The 14,483-nt window shown below is 64.7% G+C and carries 14 protein-coding genes; 8 read left to right on the forward strand and 6 right to left on the reverse strand.

Translation table 11 applies throughout. The annotated features are described in order from the left end of the window. Positions 1–34 precede the first annotated feature (34 nt). Positions 35–565, forward strand: coding sequence for a hypothetical protein (locus tag FNV92_RS01915; RefSeq protein WP_014439028.1), 531 nt, complete (start codon positions 35–37; stop codon positions 563–565). A gap of 167 nt (positions 566–732) precedes the next feature. Here FNV92_RS01915 and FNV92_RS01920 read toward each other — a convergent pair whose 3' ends face one another. Further along, positions 733–1,323, reverse strand: coding sequence for a DUF4337 domain-containing protein (locus FNV92_RS01920; RefSeq protein WP_014439029.1), 591 nt, complete (start codon positions 1,321–1,323; stop codon positions 733–735). A gap of 116 nt (positions 1,324–1,439) precedes the next feature. On the opposite strand from FNV92_RS01920, the gene FNV92_RS01925 reads away from it, so the two are divergent. Further along, positions 1,440–2,009, forward strand: a complete 570-nt coding sequence (locus FNV92_RS01925; protein WP_143842459.1) for a hypothetical protein — start codon at positions 1,440–1,442, stop codon at positions 2,007–2,009. 9 nt (positions 2,010–2,018) lie between these two features. On the opposite strand, the gene FNV92_RS01930 is transcribed toward FNV92_RS01925, so the two are convergent. Further along, the gene (locus tag FNV92_RS01930) at positions 2,019–2,984 is read right to left on the reverse strand and encodes a tyrosine recombinase XerC (protein ID WP_014439031.1); all 966 of its coding nucleotides are present in this window, start codon (positions 2,982–2,984) and stop codon (positions 2,019–2,021) included. 111 nt (positions 2,985–3,095) lie between these two features. On the opposite strand from FNV92_RS01930, the gene FNV92_RS01935 reads away from it, so the two are divergent. Further along, positions 3,096–5,306, forward strand: coding sequence for a primosomal protein N' (locus tag FNV92_RS01935; RefSeq protein WP_143842458.1), 2,211 nt, complete (start codon positions 3,096–3,098; stop codon positions 5,304–5,306). A 121-nt stretch (positions 5,307–5,427) separates the two neighbouring features. On the opposite strand, the gene FNV92_RS01940 is transcribed toward FNV92_RS01935, so the two are convergent. Further along, positions 5,428–5,937, reverse strand: coding sequence for a septal ring lytic transglycosylase RlpA family protein (locus tag FNV92_RS01940; RefSeq protein ID WP_143842457.1), 510 nt, complete (start codon positions 5,935–5,937; stop codon positions 5,428–5,430). Positions 5,938–6,603: 666 nt separating this feature from the next. Between FNV92_RS01940 and FNV92_RS01945 the strand changes: the two genes are divergently transcribed. The 5 genes from FNV92_RS01945 (at position 6,604) to FNV92_RS01965 (ending at position 11,728) form a co-directional block, all read left to right on the forward strand. Beyond that, positions 6,604–7,164, forward strand: a complete 561-nt coding sequence (locus tag FNV92_RS01945; RefSeq protein WP_014439034.1) for a F0F1 ATP synthase subunit delta — start codon at positions 6,604–6,606, stop codon at positions 7,162–7,164. After that, on the forward strand, positions 7,164–8,693 hold the full coding sequence (gene atpA, locus FNV92_RS01950) for a F0F1 ATP synthase subunit alpha (protein WP_143842456.1): 1,530 nt from the start codon (positions 7,164–7,166) through the stop codon (positions 8,691–8,693). The genes FNV92_RS01945 and atpA overlap by 1 nt, the downstream gene beginning before the upstream one ends. A 147-nt stretch (positions 8,694–8,840) precedes the next feature. Continuing rightward, positions 8,841–9,716 carry a F0F1 ATP synthase subunit gamma gene (locus FNV92_RS01955; RefSeq protein ID WP_014439036.1) on the forward strand — a complete coding sequence of 292 codons (876 nt, stop codon included), beginning with the start codon at positions 8,841–8,843 and terminating at the stop codon, positions 9,714–9,716. A gap of 51 nt (positions 9,717–9,767) precedes the next feature. Beyond that, entirely contained in the window at positions 9,768–11,210 is a 1,443-nt protein-coding gene (atpD, locus tag FNV92_RS01960; protein WP_143842454.1) for a F0F1 ATP synthase subunit beta, read from the forward strand. 110 nt (positions 11,211–11,320) lie between these two features. Beyond that, positions 11,321–11,728: a F0F1 ATP synthase subunit epsilon gene (locus FNV92_RS01965; protein ID WP_143842453.1), complete on the forward strand. Its 408-nt coding sequence runs from the start codon at positions 11,321–11,323 to the stop codon at positions 11,726–11,728. 258 nt (positions 11,729–11,986) lie between these two features. Here FNV92_RS01965 and FNV92_RS01970 read toward each other — a convergent pair whose 3' ends face one another. From FNV92_RS01970 to FNV92_RS01980, 3 genes are all read right to left on the reverse strand, one after another. Beyond that, positions 11,987–12,487 carry an RNA pyrophosphohydrolase gene (locus tag FNV92_RS01970; protein ID WP_014439041.1) on the reverse strand — a complete coding sequence of 167 codons (501 nt, stop codon included), beginning with the start codon at positions 12,485–12,487 and terminating at the stop codon, positions 11,987–11,989. Positions 12,488–12,549: 62 nt separating this feature from the next. Then, on the reverse strand, positions 12,550–13,053 hold the full coding sequence (locus tag FNV92_RS01975; protein WP_143842452.1) for an RNA pyrophosphohydrolase: 504 nt from the start codon (positions 13,051–13,053) through the stop codon (positions 12,550–12,552). A 74-nt stretch (positions 13,054–13,127) separates the two neighbouring features. Then, positions 13,128–14,351, reverse strand: a complete 1,224-nt coding sequence (locus FNV92_RS01980) for a divergent polysaccharide deacetylase family protein (protein WP_143842451.1) — start codon at positions 14,349–14,351, stop codon at positions 13,128–13,130. Positions 14,352–14,483: the final 132 nt, after the last annotated feature.

Here is a 14,483-nt window from a genome sequence, read left to right on the forward strand (position 1 = left end):
ACCACGCGCCGAGCTGAATCGGGCGGGACAACATATGCTGCGCCGCCTACTTCAACCGGTCTGGGTTCTGCTGGCGATCATCTTCCTGATCGAAGCCTGGCTGTGGGACCATCTCGAACCGATCGTCGCGCGGGTTGTCGCACTCATTCCGCTCGCGCGGTTCAAGCAATGGCTGACGGAGCGCGTCGATGCGCTCCCGCCGGCCATGACGCTGATCGTGTTCGCGGTGCCGATCCTTCCGCTGTTTCCGCTCAAGCTGGTCGGCCTGTATCTGCTCACGCATGAATACTGGCTCACCGGCATGTCCACGTTCCTGTTCGCCAAGATGGTCGGCGTCGGCGTCACCGCCTTCGTGTTCGACGTCACGCGCGACAAGCTGCTCGAGATGCACTGGTTCGAGCGGATCTACGATTTCGTGCTGAAGCTGCGCGCCAAGGCCGCCGAGCTGGTCGACCCGATCAAGCGGCGCATCCGGGAGCTGATCTCCGGCAACGGCGAAGGCTGGTCCTCACGTACGCTGCGTTTGATCCAGCGTTTCAGGAAGAGCGTGCACGAAGCGCGGTGAGTGCTTTCACTCATCTATCCCCGTCACCCTGAGGCGGCCGCTTCTTCAGCGGCCCTCGAAGGGCGACGGCCCTGCTGCATCTCGGCCGTTCATCCTTCGAGGCTCCCCGCGCGATGCTGTGCATCGCGCGCCTCGCACCTCAGGACGGTGCGGTCGTTGCGCGCCCCTCAATGCAAATGCAGCAGATGCGGCCACCACAGGCCGAGCCCAGTCATGAGGATGCCGCCCAGCGTCAGGATGCCGGCGACATAGGCGAGCGCGAACATGCCGGTGATGATGGTGGCCGAAGCCAGCACGATGCCGATCTGGAAGGCGGCCGACGCCAGCTCGAAGTGATGGTACTTTGCGGTGGCCTCGTCGCGCTCGTGCTCGGCATGTTTGGCCTTCTCGGCGAGCTGCTCGGTGCCTTCGCCGGTCTCGGGCTCGGAGCGGTAGCGCTGCGCGGTCTTGGTCCAGTCGTCGATCTGCTTCTGCACCGTCGCCTTCAGGGCGTCGTCGGTCGTGGTGGCCAGTGTCAGCTTGCCCTGCTCGGCCGCGGTCACCACCACGGTGCGGCGGATGCTCTTGGCCTGGAAGAACGCCCAGAGATTGGCGCCCTCGACATTCTTGCTGATCGATTCGGTCTGGGCGCCCTTGCCCAGCGTCTCGGAGATCGCCAGGAACAGCGCCAGCACCGCGATCAGAAGGGCGATCTTCTTGTTCGAGCCTGACGCGTGCTCGGCATGCTCCGCATGCTCCATGCTTTCATGTGCGCTCATAAATGCCTCCTGCCTGTTTACCAACGATTGACCGAACCGCGCGACGGGCGCAAGTGGCAAGCGCAATGACGGTTGCAATTAATGGTTTCGCGTACGGGCCGTTTTAGTCCTGTCACATGAGCACAGCGGATTTCATCGCAGCCTGCTTCTGGCCTTCCGTCGTCATCGCCGCGTTCGCGCTTCTGAAGGCCCGCAATAGCGCGGCCTTTCCGTTCATTTTCAAGATCGTGATCTGGGTCGGCCTGGCCTACTTCGTGCTGGTGTTGTTTTGGGTGAACAGCTCGATCGTCGCGATCAACGATATGAATGTCCTTCCCGTTCTCTTCGGTCTCGCGGCCGTCGGCTCCCAGCTGCGGGTCCCTGCGCCTCAAGGCTCATGGCGCGACAAAGTGAAAGGGTACGGCACGATGATCGCGATCGTGCTGTTCGGAATCGGCCTTGCATGGTTCTTCGGACGGATGCTGGTTCTCGACCTCCTCACGTCCCGCCTCGTGATCGAAGGCCGTGTTCAATACGCGAGCAGGACAACCGGGCGCGGGTCCGGGTACGTTGCCATCATCGCGGGTCAGACTGTGAAGGTGACGGCGCCGGTCTATGAACGGCTGCAGCAATTCAGGCCGAAGGTTCGCGTCGAGGTCGGTCGCGGCTCGAATTATGTCTACGAGATCGAGTATCTCGCGAACTGAACCGCAGCTTCACCGCCGCGGATGCGCGCTGGCATAGACTTCTAGCAGGCGCTCGGAATCGATGCCGGTATAGATCTGCGTGGTCGAGAGCGAGGAATGGCCGAGCAACTCCTGGATCGCGCGTAGATCGCCGCCGCGCGAGAGAAGATGCGTCGCAAAGGAATGCCGCAGCGCGTGCGGCGTGGCGCTGTCGGGCAATCCGAGCGCGCCGCGCAGCCGCTCCATGGCGAGCTGGATGATGCGTGGGCTGAGCGGCCCGCCGCGTGCGCCGAGGAAGATCGGGCCTTCGGCGGGCAGCGGATACGGGCACATCGAAACATATTCCTGCACCAGCGCGAGCACGTTCTGCAGCACCGGCACCATGCGGGTCTTGTTGCCTTTGCCGGTCACGATCAGCACGTCGCCTTCGCCGGGACGCGGCACCTCGCGGCGCTTCAGGCCGAGCGCCTCGGAGATGCGCAGGCCCGAGCCGTACAGCAGCGCCATCACGGCGGCGTCGCGCGCCAAAACCCAGGTCTCGCGATCCTCGCCGGCACGCTCGTCGGCATCCGCAAGGCGCTTGGCCGATGCCATCGGCAGCGGCTTTGGCAGGCTCTTTCCGATCTTGGGTGCGCGGATCGCCGACAATGCGCCGACCTTGCCTTTGCCCTCGCGTTCGAGGAAGCGGCCGAACGAGCGCAGCCCGGCGAGCGCGCGCATCAGCGAGCGGCCGGCAATGTCGTCGGCGCGGCGCATCGCCATGAAGGCGCGGATATCGGTGGCTTCCAGCGCGGCGAACCGCTTCAGCGTGACGCGCTCGCCCCAATGGGCGCAGAGAAAATCCAGGCACTGCCTGAGGTCGCGGGCATAGGCCTCCAGCGTCTTCGGCGACAGCCGCCGCTCGGCGCCGAGATGCGACAGCCAGCGCGTCATCTCCTGCGCGATCGAGGGATCGGCGCTGGCGAGCTCGATTGGGGGGGCGGCCGCTTTGCTCATGCGCTCTGGACGTGGTGATTCCACTCAGTATATCGCATCACACTCGTTTACTGTTCGCTAAGGCGCGCCCGTGGCGCTAGCCTCCAAACGCCAGGTTCCGATTCTCCCTTCATGGATCATACGTCGCGCAGCAAAGCCGCCCCTACCCACGCGACCGGCATGGTCGACGTGCTGGTGCCGGTCGCGCTCGACCAGACCTATTCCTACAAGATGCCGCGCGGCATGGAGCTGAAGGCGGGCGATCTGGTCGGCGTGCCGCTCGGGCCCCGCGAGGTGCTCGCCGTGGTTTGGGCCGAGAACGCCAACCCCGATCCGCGCCTGCACAATCGCCTAAAAGAGGTCAGCGAGAAGCTCGACCTTCCGCCCCTGAAGCCCGAGCTGCGTTCGATGGTCGACTGGGTCGCCAACTACACGCTGAGCCCGCGCGGCATGGTGCTGCGCATGTGCCTGCGGATGGGCGAGAACCTCGGCCCCGAGCGGACTCGTGCCGGCGTGCGCCTGGTCGGCGATCCCCCCAAGAGGCTGACGCCGGCGCGGCAGCGCCTGCTCGAGGTGCTGTCGGACCGGCTGCTGCACGGCAAGTCCGAAGCCGCCAGGGAAGCCGGCGTCTCCGCTGGCGTGATCGACGGGCTCGTCGACGAGGGCACGCTCACGGTCGAGCCGATGCCGCCGCCACCGCCGCCGCCTGCGCCCGATCCGGATTTCGGCCGGCCGGATTTCTCGCCGCTGCAGCGCGCCGCCGCCGATACGATGCGCGCGCTCGCGGCCAACGGCTCGTTCCGCGTCGCGCTGCTCGACGGTGTCACCGGCTCGGGCAAGACCGAGGTCTATTTCGAAGCCATTGCGGAGTGCATCCGCCGCGGCAAACAGACTCTGATCCTGATGCCGGAGATCGCGCTCACCGGCCAGTTCCTCGATCGCTTCGCGCAGCGCTTTGGCGTGCGCCCGATCGAATGGCATTCCGAACTGACGCCGCGCACCCGCGCGCGCAACTGGGCCGCGATTTCCGAGGGCACTGCGCCGGTCGTGGTCGGCGCGCGCTCGGCGCTGTTTCTGCCTTACGCCAATCTCGGTCTCATCGTCGTCGATGAAGAGCACGACCAGGCCTACAAGCAGGACGAGGGCGTGCATTATCACGCCCGTGACATGGCGGTGGTGCGCGCGCATATTGCCAGGATCCCGATCGTGCTGGCCTCCGCCACGCCCTCGGTCGAATCCGAAGTCAACGCGCGCAAGAACCGCTATCAGCGCATCGCGCTGCCCTCGCGCTTCGGCGGGCAGCACATGCCGCATATCGAGGCCATCGACATGCGCCGCGAGCCTCCCGCGCGCGGCCGTTTCATCTCGCCGCGCCTCGCCTCCGAAATCAGGAACGCGATCGAGAAGCGCGAGCAGGCGCTGCTGTTCCTCAATCGCCGCGGCTATGCGCCGCTGACGCTGTGCCGCGCCTGCGGCCATCGCTTTGCCTGCACCATCTGCGACGCCTGGCTGGTCGATCATCGCTTTCGCCAGCGGCTGGTCTGCCACCATTGCGGCTTCTCGATGCCGCGCCCGCAGACTTGCCCGCATTGCGCAGCCGAGGAATCGCTCGTAGCGGTCGGGCCCGGTGTCGAGCGCTTGCAGGAGGAAGCCGCCGCGCTGTTCCCGGATGCGCGCACCATGGTGCTGTCGAGCGACCTCATCACCTCGATCGAGACGATGCGCTCCGAGCTCAACGAGATTGCCGAAGGCCGGGTCGATGTCATCATCGGCACGCAGCTCGTGGCCAAGGGCCACAATTTCCCGCGGCTCAATCTGGTCGGCGTGGTCGATGCGGATCTCGGCCTGTCCAATGGCGATCCCAGGGCGTCGGAACGCACCTGGCAATTGCTCAACCAGGTGATCGGGCGCGCCGGACGCGAGCAGGGCCGCGGCGTCGGCTATCTGCAGACCCATCAGCCCGATCATCCCGTGATGAAGGCGCTGATCGCCTGCGACCGCGAGGCCTTCTACGACAGCGAGATCGACCTGCGCGAGCGCACGCTCTATCCGCCGTTCGGCCGGCTCGCGAGCCTGATAATCTCGGCCGGCGACCGCCCGAGCGCGGAAGGCTTTGGCCGGAGACTCGTTGCGCTCGCGCCGCGCGACGAGCGCGTGGTGGTGCTGGGGCCGGCGGAAGCACCGCTCGCGGTCATCAAGGGCCGCTATCGCTTCCGCATCCTGGTGAAATCGGCGCGCGGCTTCGACCTGTCGGATTATTTGCGCAACTGGCTCGCGGTGTGCCCGAAGCCGAAGGGCAATCAGAAGCTGGAAGTCGACGTCGATCCGCAGAGTTTTTTGTAGGCCCGACAGCACATAAAAAAGCCCGCCGTCCCCCAAGACGGCGGGCTTGTTTCGCTTGCTCTGATCTCGCCGCTCACATGTCCGCAGACAATGACGAGAACTGCACTTTGACCTGGAGCGCTTAGGACACCACTTCGGCGGTGACGCGGCCGACGCCGGCGCCGGTGAGGCCGATGGCGCGGGCAGCGCCCGTGGAGAGATCGAGCACACGGCCGCGAATGAACGGGCCACGGTCGTTGATGGTGACGATGACGCTCGAGCTGCCGTGGGTGACGCGGAGCTTGGTGCCGAACGGCAGCGAACGGTGCGCCGCGGTCATGGCGTTCTGGTTGAAGCGCTGGCCCGACGCGGTCCGGCTACCGGACTCGTTGCCGTAATAGGAAGCCATGCCGGAAAAGGAGCGCCCGGTGCCCGACGACGGCGTCATCGACGCATTGGCGTTGCGCCAATCAGGGGTCGCGTTGGCGACGTTCTGGGCGTGGTGGCGGTGATGATGGTGAGAGTACCGGTGGTGATGCCTGGATTTGGCGGAAGCCTCCGTGGCAGTCCCACCAACGAGGAGAGTTGCAGCAACAAAAGCGATCGCCGTACGCGGCTGGGTCACAAAGCCCAGCGTCTTCAAAGACAGCATTTAGTGGTCCCTAAGCTAGTATTGCCACATATGTGGCTAGTGGAGCCCCCATCAGTTGTGAGCGACTTGCGTTTCCTTTCGCAATGAGGCGTGAATTAGGCAGTATTTTAGGTATGTGTCGGGATGTAATATCTTGTGACCTGCGCAGTTAATCGGCCAATATTCCGTAATATTTCGCTTTAACGATTTATTAACTCAATGATTACTTTCTAATACTGTAGAGCGAAGTCATCACACTCGACGTTTAGAATTGGGTAAGTATTCGGCAGCCCGCGCATCGGCGCCGGATTCACGGCTCTGCGATTCATGTTCATGGCCGCTATGCGCTGAGGGCAGGAACGAATGAGCGCAATGGCGCAGTTAAGGCTCACGGCAATTCCGTGGCGCGGCAGGTCGTCCTCCAAGTTGGTGCAAGGTGGTCGAACGTGTGGTCGCTACGTCGCAAGCTGCGACGAACTGGCGAGAAACAGCCAAGCCTTTAAGTTGCCGTCATGTTGCACGTGCGCGCCTGCTATGTTAGCAAAGCCGCGATTTTAACGGACCCGGCACTTCCCGTGCCGGCCGAAAATCGAAGTCCCGCTTGAATTCCAAGGGCTTGGATCGCTAGGCGCCGCGTTGTGGCGACGGTTTTTCCCTTGCGAGTTTGACAGCAAAAAGAGCGCGTCTGTGGCTGCAGAAGATACGTCCGTTTCCGGTGTGTCGGGCCGTTATGCAACGGCCTTGTTTGAACTGGCCCGCGACCAGAAAGCGGTCGACGAGGTCAAAGCCGATCTCGAGAGGTTCGAGGGCTTGCTGAACGAAAGCGCCGATCTCAGGCGCCTCGTCCGCAGTCCGGTGTTCGCCGCCGAGGCTCAGTCCAGGGCCCTCTCGGCCGTGCTGGACAAGGCCGGCATCGCCGGCATCTCCGCCAATTTCCTGAAAGTGCTGACCGCCAATCGCCGCCTGTTCGTGGTGACGGATGTCATCCGCGCCTACCGTGCCCTCGTCGCCAGGTTCAAGGGCGAGGCGACCGCGGACGTGACAGTGGCGGAAGCGCTCTCGGACAAGAATCTCGACGCCCTCAAGGTTGCCCTGAAGTCGGTGACCGGCAAGGACGTCGCGCTGAACGTGAATGTCGATCCCTCGATCATCGGTGGCCTCGTCGTGAAGCTTGGCAGCCGCATGGTCGATAGTTCGCTTCGCACCAAACTCAATTCGATCAAGCACGCGATGAAAGAGGCAGGCTGATGGACATCCGCGCCGCGGAAATTTCCGCGATCCTCAAGGACCAGATCAAGAATTTCGGCCAGGAAGCTGAAGTCTCCGAAGTCGGACAGGTGTTGTCCGTCGGCGACGGTATCGCCCGCGTCTACGGTCTGGACAACGTCCAGGCCGGCGAAATGGTCGAGTTCGAGAACGGCACCCGCGGCATGGCGCTGAACCTCGAGACCGACAACGTCGGTATCGTTATTTTCGGTGCCGACCGCGAGATCAAGGAAGGCCAGACCGTCAAGCGCACCCGCGCCATCGTGGACGCGCCGGTCGGCAAGGGCCTGCTCGGCCGCGTCGTCGACGCGCTCGGCAACCCGATCGACGGCAAGGGCCCGATCCAGGCCGACAAGCGCATGCGCGTCGACGTCAAGGCGCCCGGCATCATCCCGCGCAAATCGGTGAACGAGCCGATGGCGACCGGCCTCAAGGCGATCGACGCCCTGATCCCGATCGGCCGCGGCCAGCGCGAGCTGATCATCGGCGACCGTCAGACCGGCAAGACCGCGATCGCGCTCGACACCATCCTGAACCAGAAGCCGCTCAACGCGCAGCCCGACGAGAACATCAAGCTGTACTGCGTCTACGTCGCGGTCGGCCAGAAGCGTTCGACCGTCGCCCAGTTCGTGAAGGTGCTGGAAGAGCAGGGCGCGCTCGAGTACTCGATCATCGTCGCCGCCACCGCTTCGGATCCGGCGCCGATGCAGTACATCGCGCCGTTCACCGGCTGCACCATGGGCGAGTATTTCCGCGACAACGGCATGCACGCGGTCATCATCTATGACGATCTGTCCAAGCAGGCCGTCGCCTACCGCCAGATGTCGCTGCTGCTGCGCCGCCCGCCGGGCCGTGAAGCCTATCCGGGCGACGTGTTCTATCTGCATTCCCGCCTGCTCGAGCGCGCGGCGAAGCTGAACAAGGACCAGGGCTCGGGCTCGCTGACGGCGCTGCCGGTCATCGAAACCCAGGCCAACGACGTGTCGGCTTACATCCCGACCAACGTCATCTCGATCACCGACGGCCAGATCTTCCTGGAAACCGACCTGTTCTTCCAGGGCATCCGTCCCGCCGTGAACGTCGGTCTGTCGGTGTCGCGCGTCGGCTCCTCGGCGCAGACCAAGGCCACCAAGAAGGTCGCCGGCAAGATCAAGGGCGAGCTTGCGCAGTACCGCGAAATGGCGGCGTTCGCGCAGTTCGGCTCCGACCTCGACGCCTCGACCCAGCGCCTGCTGAACCGCGGTTCGCGCCTGACCGAGCTCCTGAAGCAGCCGCAGTTCGCGCCGCTGAAGATGGAAGAGCAGGTCTGCGTGATCTGGGCCGGCACCAACGGCTATCTCGATCCGCTTCCGGTCAGCAAGGTGCGCGCGTTCGAGGACGGCCTGCTCTCGCTGCTGCGCGGCAAGAACGTCGAGATCCTCAATTCGATCCGCGACACCCGCGACCTCACCGACGACACCGCTGCCAAGCTGAAGTCGGTGGTCGAAGGTTTTGCCAAGAGCTTCGCTTAAGAACGCCGTCATGGCCGGGCTTGTCCCGGCCATCCACGCGTTTCGACTTGCAAGATAGAACGTGGATGCCCGGGACAAGCCCGGGCATGACGACTGGGATAGTCAGCGGCTCGATCATAAGGGTCGAACCGCCGGGGTGAACGAAGAATGGCGTCTCTTAAAGACATGCGCGTCCGCATCGCCTCCACCAAGGCGACGCAAAAGATCACCAAGGCGATGCAGATGGTTGCTGCGTCCCGGTTGCGCCGTGCCCAGCAGGCCGCCGAGGCGGCCCGGCCCTATGCCGACAAGATGGGCGCGGTGATCTCCAACATCGCCAGCGCTGCCGCGGGTTCGCCCGGCGCACCGGCGCTGCTCGCCGGCACCGGCAAGGACCAGGTTCATTTGCTGCTGGTCTGCACCGGCGAGCGCGGCCTGTCCGGCGCCTTCAACTCGTCGATCGTGCGCCTGGCGCGTGATCGCGCCCAGGCGCTGATGGCGCAGGGCAAGGAAGTGAAATTCTTCTGCGTCGGCCGCAAGGGCTACGAGCAGCTCCGCCGCCTGTTCGACAAGCAGATCGTCGAGCATCTCGACCTGCGCAGCGTTCGCCAGCTCGGCTTCGTCAACGCCGAGGACATCGCCAGGAAAGTGCTGGCCCGTTTCGACAACGGCGAGTTCGACGTCTGCACGCTGTTCTACGCGCAGTTCAAGTCGGTGATCGCCCAGGTCCCGACCGCGCAGCAGATCATTCCGCTGGCGGTGGAAGAAAAGGCGGCGAACGCGCCGGCGACCTCCTACGAATACGAGCCGGAGGAGGACGAACTCCTCTCCCGCCTGCTGCCGCGCAACATCGCGGTGCAGATCTTCCGCGCGCTGCTGGAAAACAACGCTTCGTTCTACGGCGCGCAGATGAGCTCGATGGACAACGCCACCCGCAACGCCGGCGAAATGATCCGCAAGCAAACCCAGATCTACAACCGAACCCGTCAAGCCCAGATCACCAAGGAGCTGATCGAGATCATCTCCGGCGCCGAGGCGGTCTGACGCACGAACTCACGACGGTCGTTCAAGTACAGAATTTCGAAGGAGAGCTTCATGGCTACAGCAGCTAACCCGGTCGGTCGCGTCACCCAGGTCATGGGCGCCGTCGTCGACGTCAAGTTCGAAGGCCACCTGCCGGCCATTCTCAATTCGCTGGAAACCAGGAACGGCAACATCCGCCTCGTGCTGGAGGTTGCGCAGCATCTCGGTGAGTCCACCGTGCGCACGATCGCGATGGACGTGACCGAAGGTCTGGTTCGCGGCCAGGAAGTGACCGACACCGGTTCGCCGATCCGTGTTCCGGTCGGCGAGGGCACGCTCGGCCGCATCATCAACGTCATCGGCGAGCCGATCGACGAAGCCGGCCCGGTCAAGACCGAAGGCCTGCGCGCCATCCACCAGGAAGCTCCGAGCTACACCGACCAGTCGACCGAAGCTGAAATTCTCGTCACCGGCATCAAGGTCGTCGACCTGCTGGCCCCGTACGCGAAGGGCGGCAAGATCGGCCTGTTCGGCGGCGCCGGCGTCGGCAAGACCGTGCTGATTCAGGAGCTGATCAACAACGTCGCGAAGGCGCACGGTGGTTACTCCGTGTTCGCCGGCGTCGGCGAGCGTACCCGCGAGGGCAACGACCTCTATCACGAGTTCATCGAGTCCAAGGTCAACGCCGACCCGAAGAACCCCGATCCGAGCGTCAAGTCGAAGTGCGCGCTGGTGTTCGGCCAGATGAACGAGCCGCCCGGCGCCCGTGCCCGCGTCGCGCTCACGGGTCTGACCATCGCGGAAGATTTCCGCGACAAGGGCCAGGACGTGCTGTTCTTCGTCGACAACATCTTCCGCTTCACCCAGGCCGGCTCGGAAGTGTCGGCGCTCTTGGGTCGTATTCCCTCGGCGGTGGGTTATCAGCCGACGCTCGCGACCGACATGGGCGCGCTGCAGGAGCGCATCACCACCACCCAGAAGGGCTCGATCACCTCGGTGCAGGCCATCTACGTTCCGGCCGACGACTTGACCGACCCGGCGCCCGCGACCTCGTTCGCGCATTTGGACGCGACCACCACGCTGTCGCGCTCGATCGCCGAAAAGGGCATCTATCCGGCGGTGGACCCGCTCGACTCGACCTCGCGCATGCTCTCTCCGCTGGTCGTCGGCGAGGAGCACTACGCGGTCGCCCGTCAGGTCCAGCAGGTGCTGCAGCGCTACAAGGCACTGCAGGACATCATCGCCATTCTCGGCATGGACGAGCTTTCGGAAGAGGACAAGCTGACCGTGGCCCGCGCTCGCAAGGTCGAGCGCTTCATGTCGCAGCCGTTCCACGTCGCCGAAATCTTCACGGGATCGCCGGGCAAGTTCGTCGAGCTCGCTGACACCATCAAGGGCTTCAAGGGCCTGGTGGAAGGCAAGTACGATCACCTGCCGGAAGCCGCCTTCTACATGGTCGGCACCATCGAAGAGGCTGTCGAGAAGGGCAAGAAGCTGGCGGCGGAAGCGGCCTGATTCTAGGTGTCATTGCCGGGCTTGACCCGGCGATCCATCAGATAGGAATCTTGATGGATGGACCCGCGGGTCAGGCCCGCGGGTGACAAGCGGAAAACAACGGATAGCCCATGGCCACCTTCCACTTCGATCTCGTCTCGCCGGAAAAGCTCGCATTCTCGGGTGAGGTCGATCAGGTCGACATTCCCGGCGTCGAGGGTGATTTCGGCGTGCTGGCGGGACATGCGCCGGTTGTGGCTGCGATCCGCCCCGGCATTCTCACCGTCACCACCGGCGGCAAGCACGAGAAGGTGATCGTGCTCGGCGGCATCGCCGAGGTTTCCGAAAAGGGCCTGACCGTGCTCGCCGACGTGGCGACGTCGCTGGCCGAGCTCGACCGCGCCCAGTTCGCGGCGACCGTCTCGGAGATGGAAGAGGGTCTGAAGGAGCACGAAGGCAACGAGCTCGACCAGGCCATCGCGCGGCTCGACCACTTCAAGAGCATCCAGCAGCAGCTCAACAGCACGGCTATGCATTAAGCCCCGGGGCACCGCTCCGGGGCTCAAGCTTCAAATTCCTGAACAGGTTCAGCGCTCGTCGCGGCCGTGGCGGGCGCTGACTTTGTTGCACCTTGCCGCCGATAGCGGCATTCCGCGCGCGCGGATGAAGCGCAAGATCGCGGCGCAAGCGGGAGAGGGCGCGAGGGAATGGTGCGCCCCTGACGCCCAAATTTTCGCCGAAAAATTCCCTAAGGATTTCAAACCCCATTCTACTGTGCATGGGGTTGTTTCGCAGCTTCAGTTTCCGAACGGCGCGAACTGCTGCGCCACCGCGCGGTAGACGTCGCGGCGGAACGGCACCACGAGATCGGCGACGCGGTCGAGGCGCTCCCAGCGCCATGCGTCGAACTCCGCAGGCTGGTCGTTGCGCGGCGTCAGCGGATCGATCTCGTCGTCCTTGCCGGTGAAGCGCAGCGCGAACCACTTTTGGCGCTGGCCGCGGAACTTCGCCAGCCGGTGCGTTTGCGGTCCGTCATAGGGAGGGAATTCGTAGGTGAGCCAGTCGGTCTCGCCGAGAAAATCAGCGCTGACGACGCTGGTCTCTTCCCAGAGCTCGCGCATCGCGGCGTCGCGCAGGTTCTCGCCGTCATCGACCCCGCCCTGCGGCATCTGCCAGTCGAGGCCCGGCAGGATGATCTCGGGCCCGTCGCCCTTGAAGCGGTGCCCGATCAGAACGCGGCCATCGGCATTGAACAAGGCGATGCCCACATTGGGACGGTAGGGCTTTTCATTCGTCACGTGCGGATCTTCCGTGTCATTCCGGCGATGCCTTAGCACCGAACCCGGAATGCCAATTTTATTTATTCATCCGCCAGCGTGGAAAATTCCTTCACCACGCGCTCGTAGACCGGTCGCTTGAAGGGAATGATCAGCCCGGTCAAATTCTTCATCGGTTCCCAGCGCCAGCTCACGAACTCGGCCTTGTGGCCGCCGCCGGGGTGCTCGACGTTGATCTCGCTGTCCTCGCCGGTGAAGCGCACTGCGAACCATTTCTGGCGCTGGCCCCGGTAACGGCCCTTCCAGGCGCGCCCCGCGACCGTGCGCGGAATGTCGTAAGTGAGCCAGTCCGGGACCTCGCCGAGCCGCTCGACCGAGCGCACGCTGGTCTCCTCATAGAGCTCGCGCCTGGCCGCGTCCCAGGTGTCCTCGCCGGGATCGACGCCGCCTTGTGGCATCTGCCAGACATGGCTGTCGTCGACATGCTCGATGCCGCCGGCGCGGCGACCGATGAACACCAGTCCCTTCCGGTTGATCAGCATCACGCCGACGCAGGTCCGGTAGGGCAAATCCTCGTAACGCGCCATTCCGCCAGGCCTCTCGCGTGCTTTTGGCGGGCATGCCGGCCCCCGCGGGACCTGTGCCGTACCAATCCGTTGATTTAGCTGGATTTTGATTTCAGCATCGCGGTTGTCAATGGCACCAAAAGGATACCCCGGTCGCTCAATGTCTTGGTCCAGGCGCCGATGCGCTCGATCGAGACCGGCAGGGCCGAGGCGATGCCGACGGCGGCGCCCCGCTCGCGCGCCAGCGATTCGAGCTTGCTCAGGGCGCGGTCGATCTCGGCCGGGGTCGGCACCACGTCGATTGCGATGTCGCCCTTGCCGAACGGCATCGCCGCGCTGGCCGCTGCCTGCGATGCGATGCTGCGGGGCGAGGAGCCGTCGTCGAAGAAGCCGAGGCCGCGCTTGGCCGCCTCGCGAATGATCGGCTGCATCGCCGGCTCCGTCGCCACGAAGCGGGCGCCCATGAAATTGGTGAGGCCGGCATAGCCCTGCATGCGGCTGAGGTGCCAGTACAGGCGGTCCATGTTCTGGTCGGTGGTGAGCGAGGTCAGCAGCGTCTGCGGCCCCGGGTCGTTGTCCGGGAAGTCGTAGGGCTCCATCGGGATCTGGAGGAAGATCTCGTGGCGCTGGGCGCGGGCCCGTTCGGCCAGCTTGCCGGGGTCGGCACCGTAGGGCGTGAAGGCCAGCGTCACTGCCGGCGGCAGCCGCATGATCGCGTCGGTGGTCTTGGCGGCGCCGACTCCGAGGCCGCCGATCAGGATCGCGACCACGGGCATCTTGGCGGCCTTGGCGCGGTCGGCATCCGCAGCATAGACGTTGAACGGCTTCAGGTCTCCGGCCACCACCGGGATCATGCCGTAGCGCGACTTCTCCAGCAGTTTCGCATCGATCCCGGCCATGACGGGCGGCGGCGCGTTCGCCGCGGCCGCTTCGCCCTTGTCCGCCGAGTCCCCGCCACCGATCACCACGTCGTGGCGCGCGCCGGTGGAGCCGTCGATCATGGTGACGGTCTTCTGCTCGCCCGCTTGCTTCGGTGCTTCCTTGGCCTCGTGCTTGCTGTCCTGCTTGCTCTCCTGGCCATGACCGGCAGCGGCGGGCTTCTCGCCGGTGGCTTTGGGCTCGCGGATCGCGATCCGCGTCATCGGCTCGCCGCCGAGCGGATCCTTGTTGAAGATGGCAAAGCCGGCAAAGGCGGCCAGGAACAGGCCGAGCATGAGGGCCAGCGCCTGCATGGCCGTGAACGGCAGCCGCAGCCGGCGCTTCCGGCGCGGCTTGTCCTGTCCGAGCGGGGCGCTCAGATCATCGGCCGTTTCAGTCATGCGAGATCCCGAATCACTCCCGCCGACGATACCACGCCGGGGTCAAGCGGCGGCAGGCCGGGATGCGCCGGGGATTGCGCAAGACCAAGCAAAAAGGGCGGCTCCAGGAGCCGCCCTTTTGCCGAATCGCGT

This window comes from Bradyrhizobium cosmicum (assembly GCF_007290395.2).
Classification (GTDB): Bacteria; Pseudomonadota; Alphaproteobacteria; order Rhizobiales; family Xanthobacteraceae; genus Bradyrhizobium; species Bradyrhizobium cosmicum.

Excerpts from the sequence above, each read along its gene's own strand:
- FNV92_RS01925 (WP_143842459.1), top strand. The coding sequence starts at position 1,440 with ATGAGCACAGCGGATTTCATCGCAGCCTGCTTCTGGCCTTCCGTCGTC.
- FNV92_RS01975 (WP_143842452.1), bottom strand. The coding sequence starts at position 13,053 with ATGGCGCGTTACGAGGATTTGCCCTACCGGACCTGCGTCGGCGTGATG.
- FNV92_RS01920 (WP_014439029.1), bottom strand. The coding sequence starts at position 1,323 with ATGAGCGCACATGAAAGCATGGAGCATGCGGAGCATGCCGAGCACGCG.
- FNV92_RS01930 (WP_014439031.1), bottom strand. The coding sequence starts at position 2,984 with ATGAGCAAAGCGGCCGCCCCCCCAATCGAGCTCGCCAGCGCCGATCCC.
- FNV92_RS01935 (WP_143842458.1), top strand. The coding sequence starts at position 3,096 with ATGGATCATACGTCGCGCAGCAAAGCCGCCCCTACCCACGCGACCGGC.
- atpD (WP_143842454.1), top strand. The coding sequence starts at position 9,768 with ATGGCTACAGCAGCTAACCCGGTCGGTCGCGTCACCCAGGTCATGGGC.
- FNV92_RS01955 (WP_014439036.1), top strand. The coding sequence starts at position 8,841 with ATGGCGTCTCTTAAAGACATGCGCGTCCGCATCGCCTCCACCAAGGCG.
- atpA (WP_143842456.1), top strand. The coding sequence starts at position 7,164 with ATGGACATCCGCGCCGCGGAAATTTCCGCGATCCTCAAGGACCAGATC.
- FNV92_RS01915 (WP_014439028.1), top strand. The coding sequence starts at position 35 with ATGCTGCGCCGCCTACTTCAACCGGTCTGGGTTCTGCTGGCGATCATC.
- FNV92_RS01980 (WP_143842451.1), bottom strand. The coding sequence starts at position 14,351 with ATGACTGAAACGGCCGATGATCTGAGCGCCCCGCTCGGACAGGACAAG.
- FNV92_RS01940 (WP_143842457.1), bottom strand. The coding sequence starts at position 5,937 with ATGCTGTCTTTGAAGACGCTGGGCTTTGTGACCCAGCCGCGTACGGCG.
- FNV92_RS01965 (WP_143842453.1), top strand. The coding sequence starts at position 11,321 with ATGGCCACCTTCCACTTCGATCTCGTCTCGCCGGAAAAGCTCGCATTC.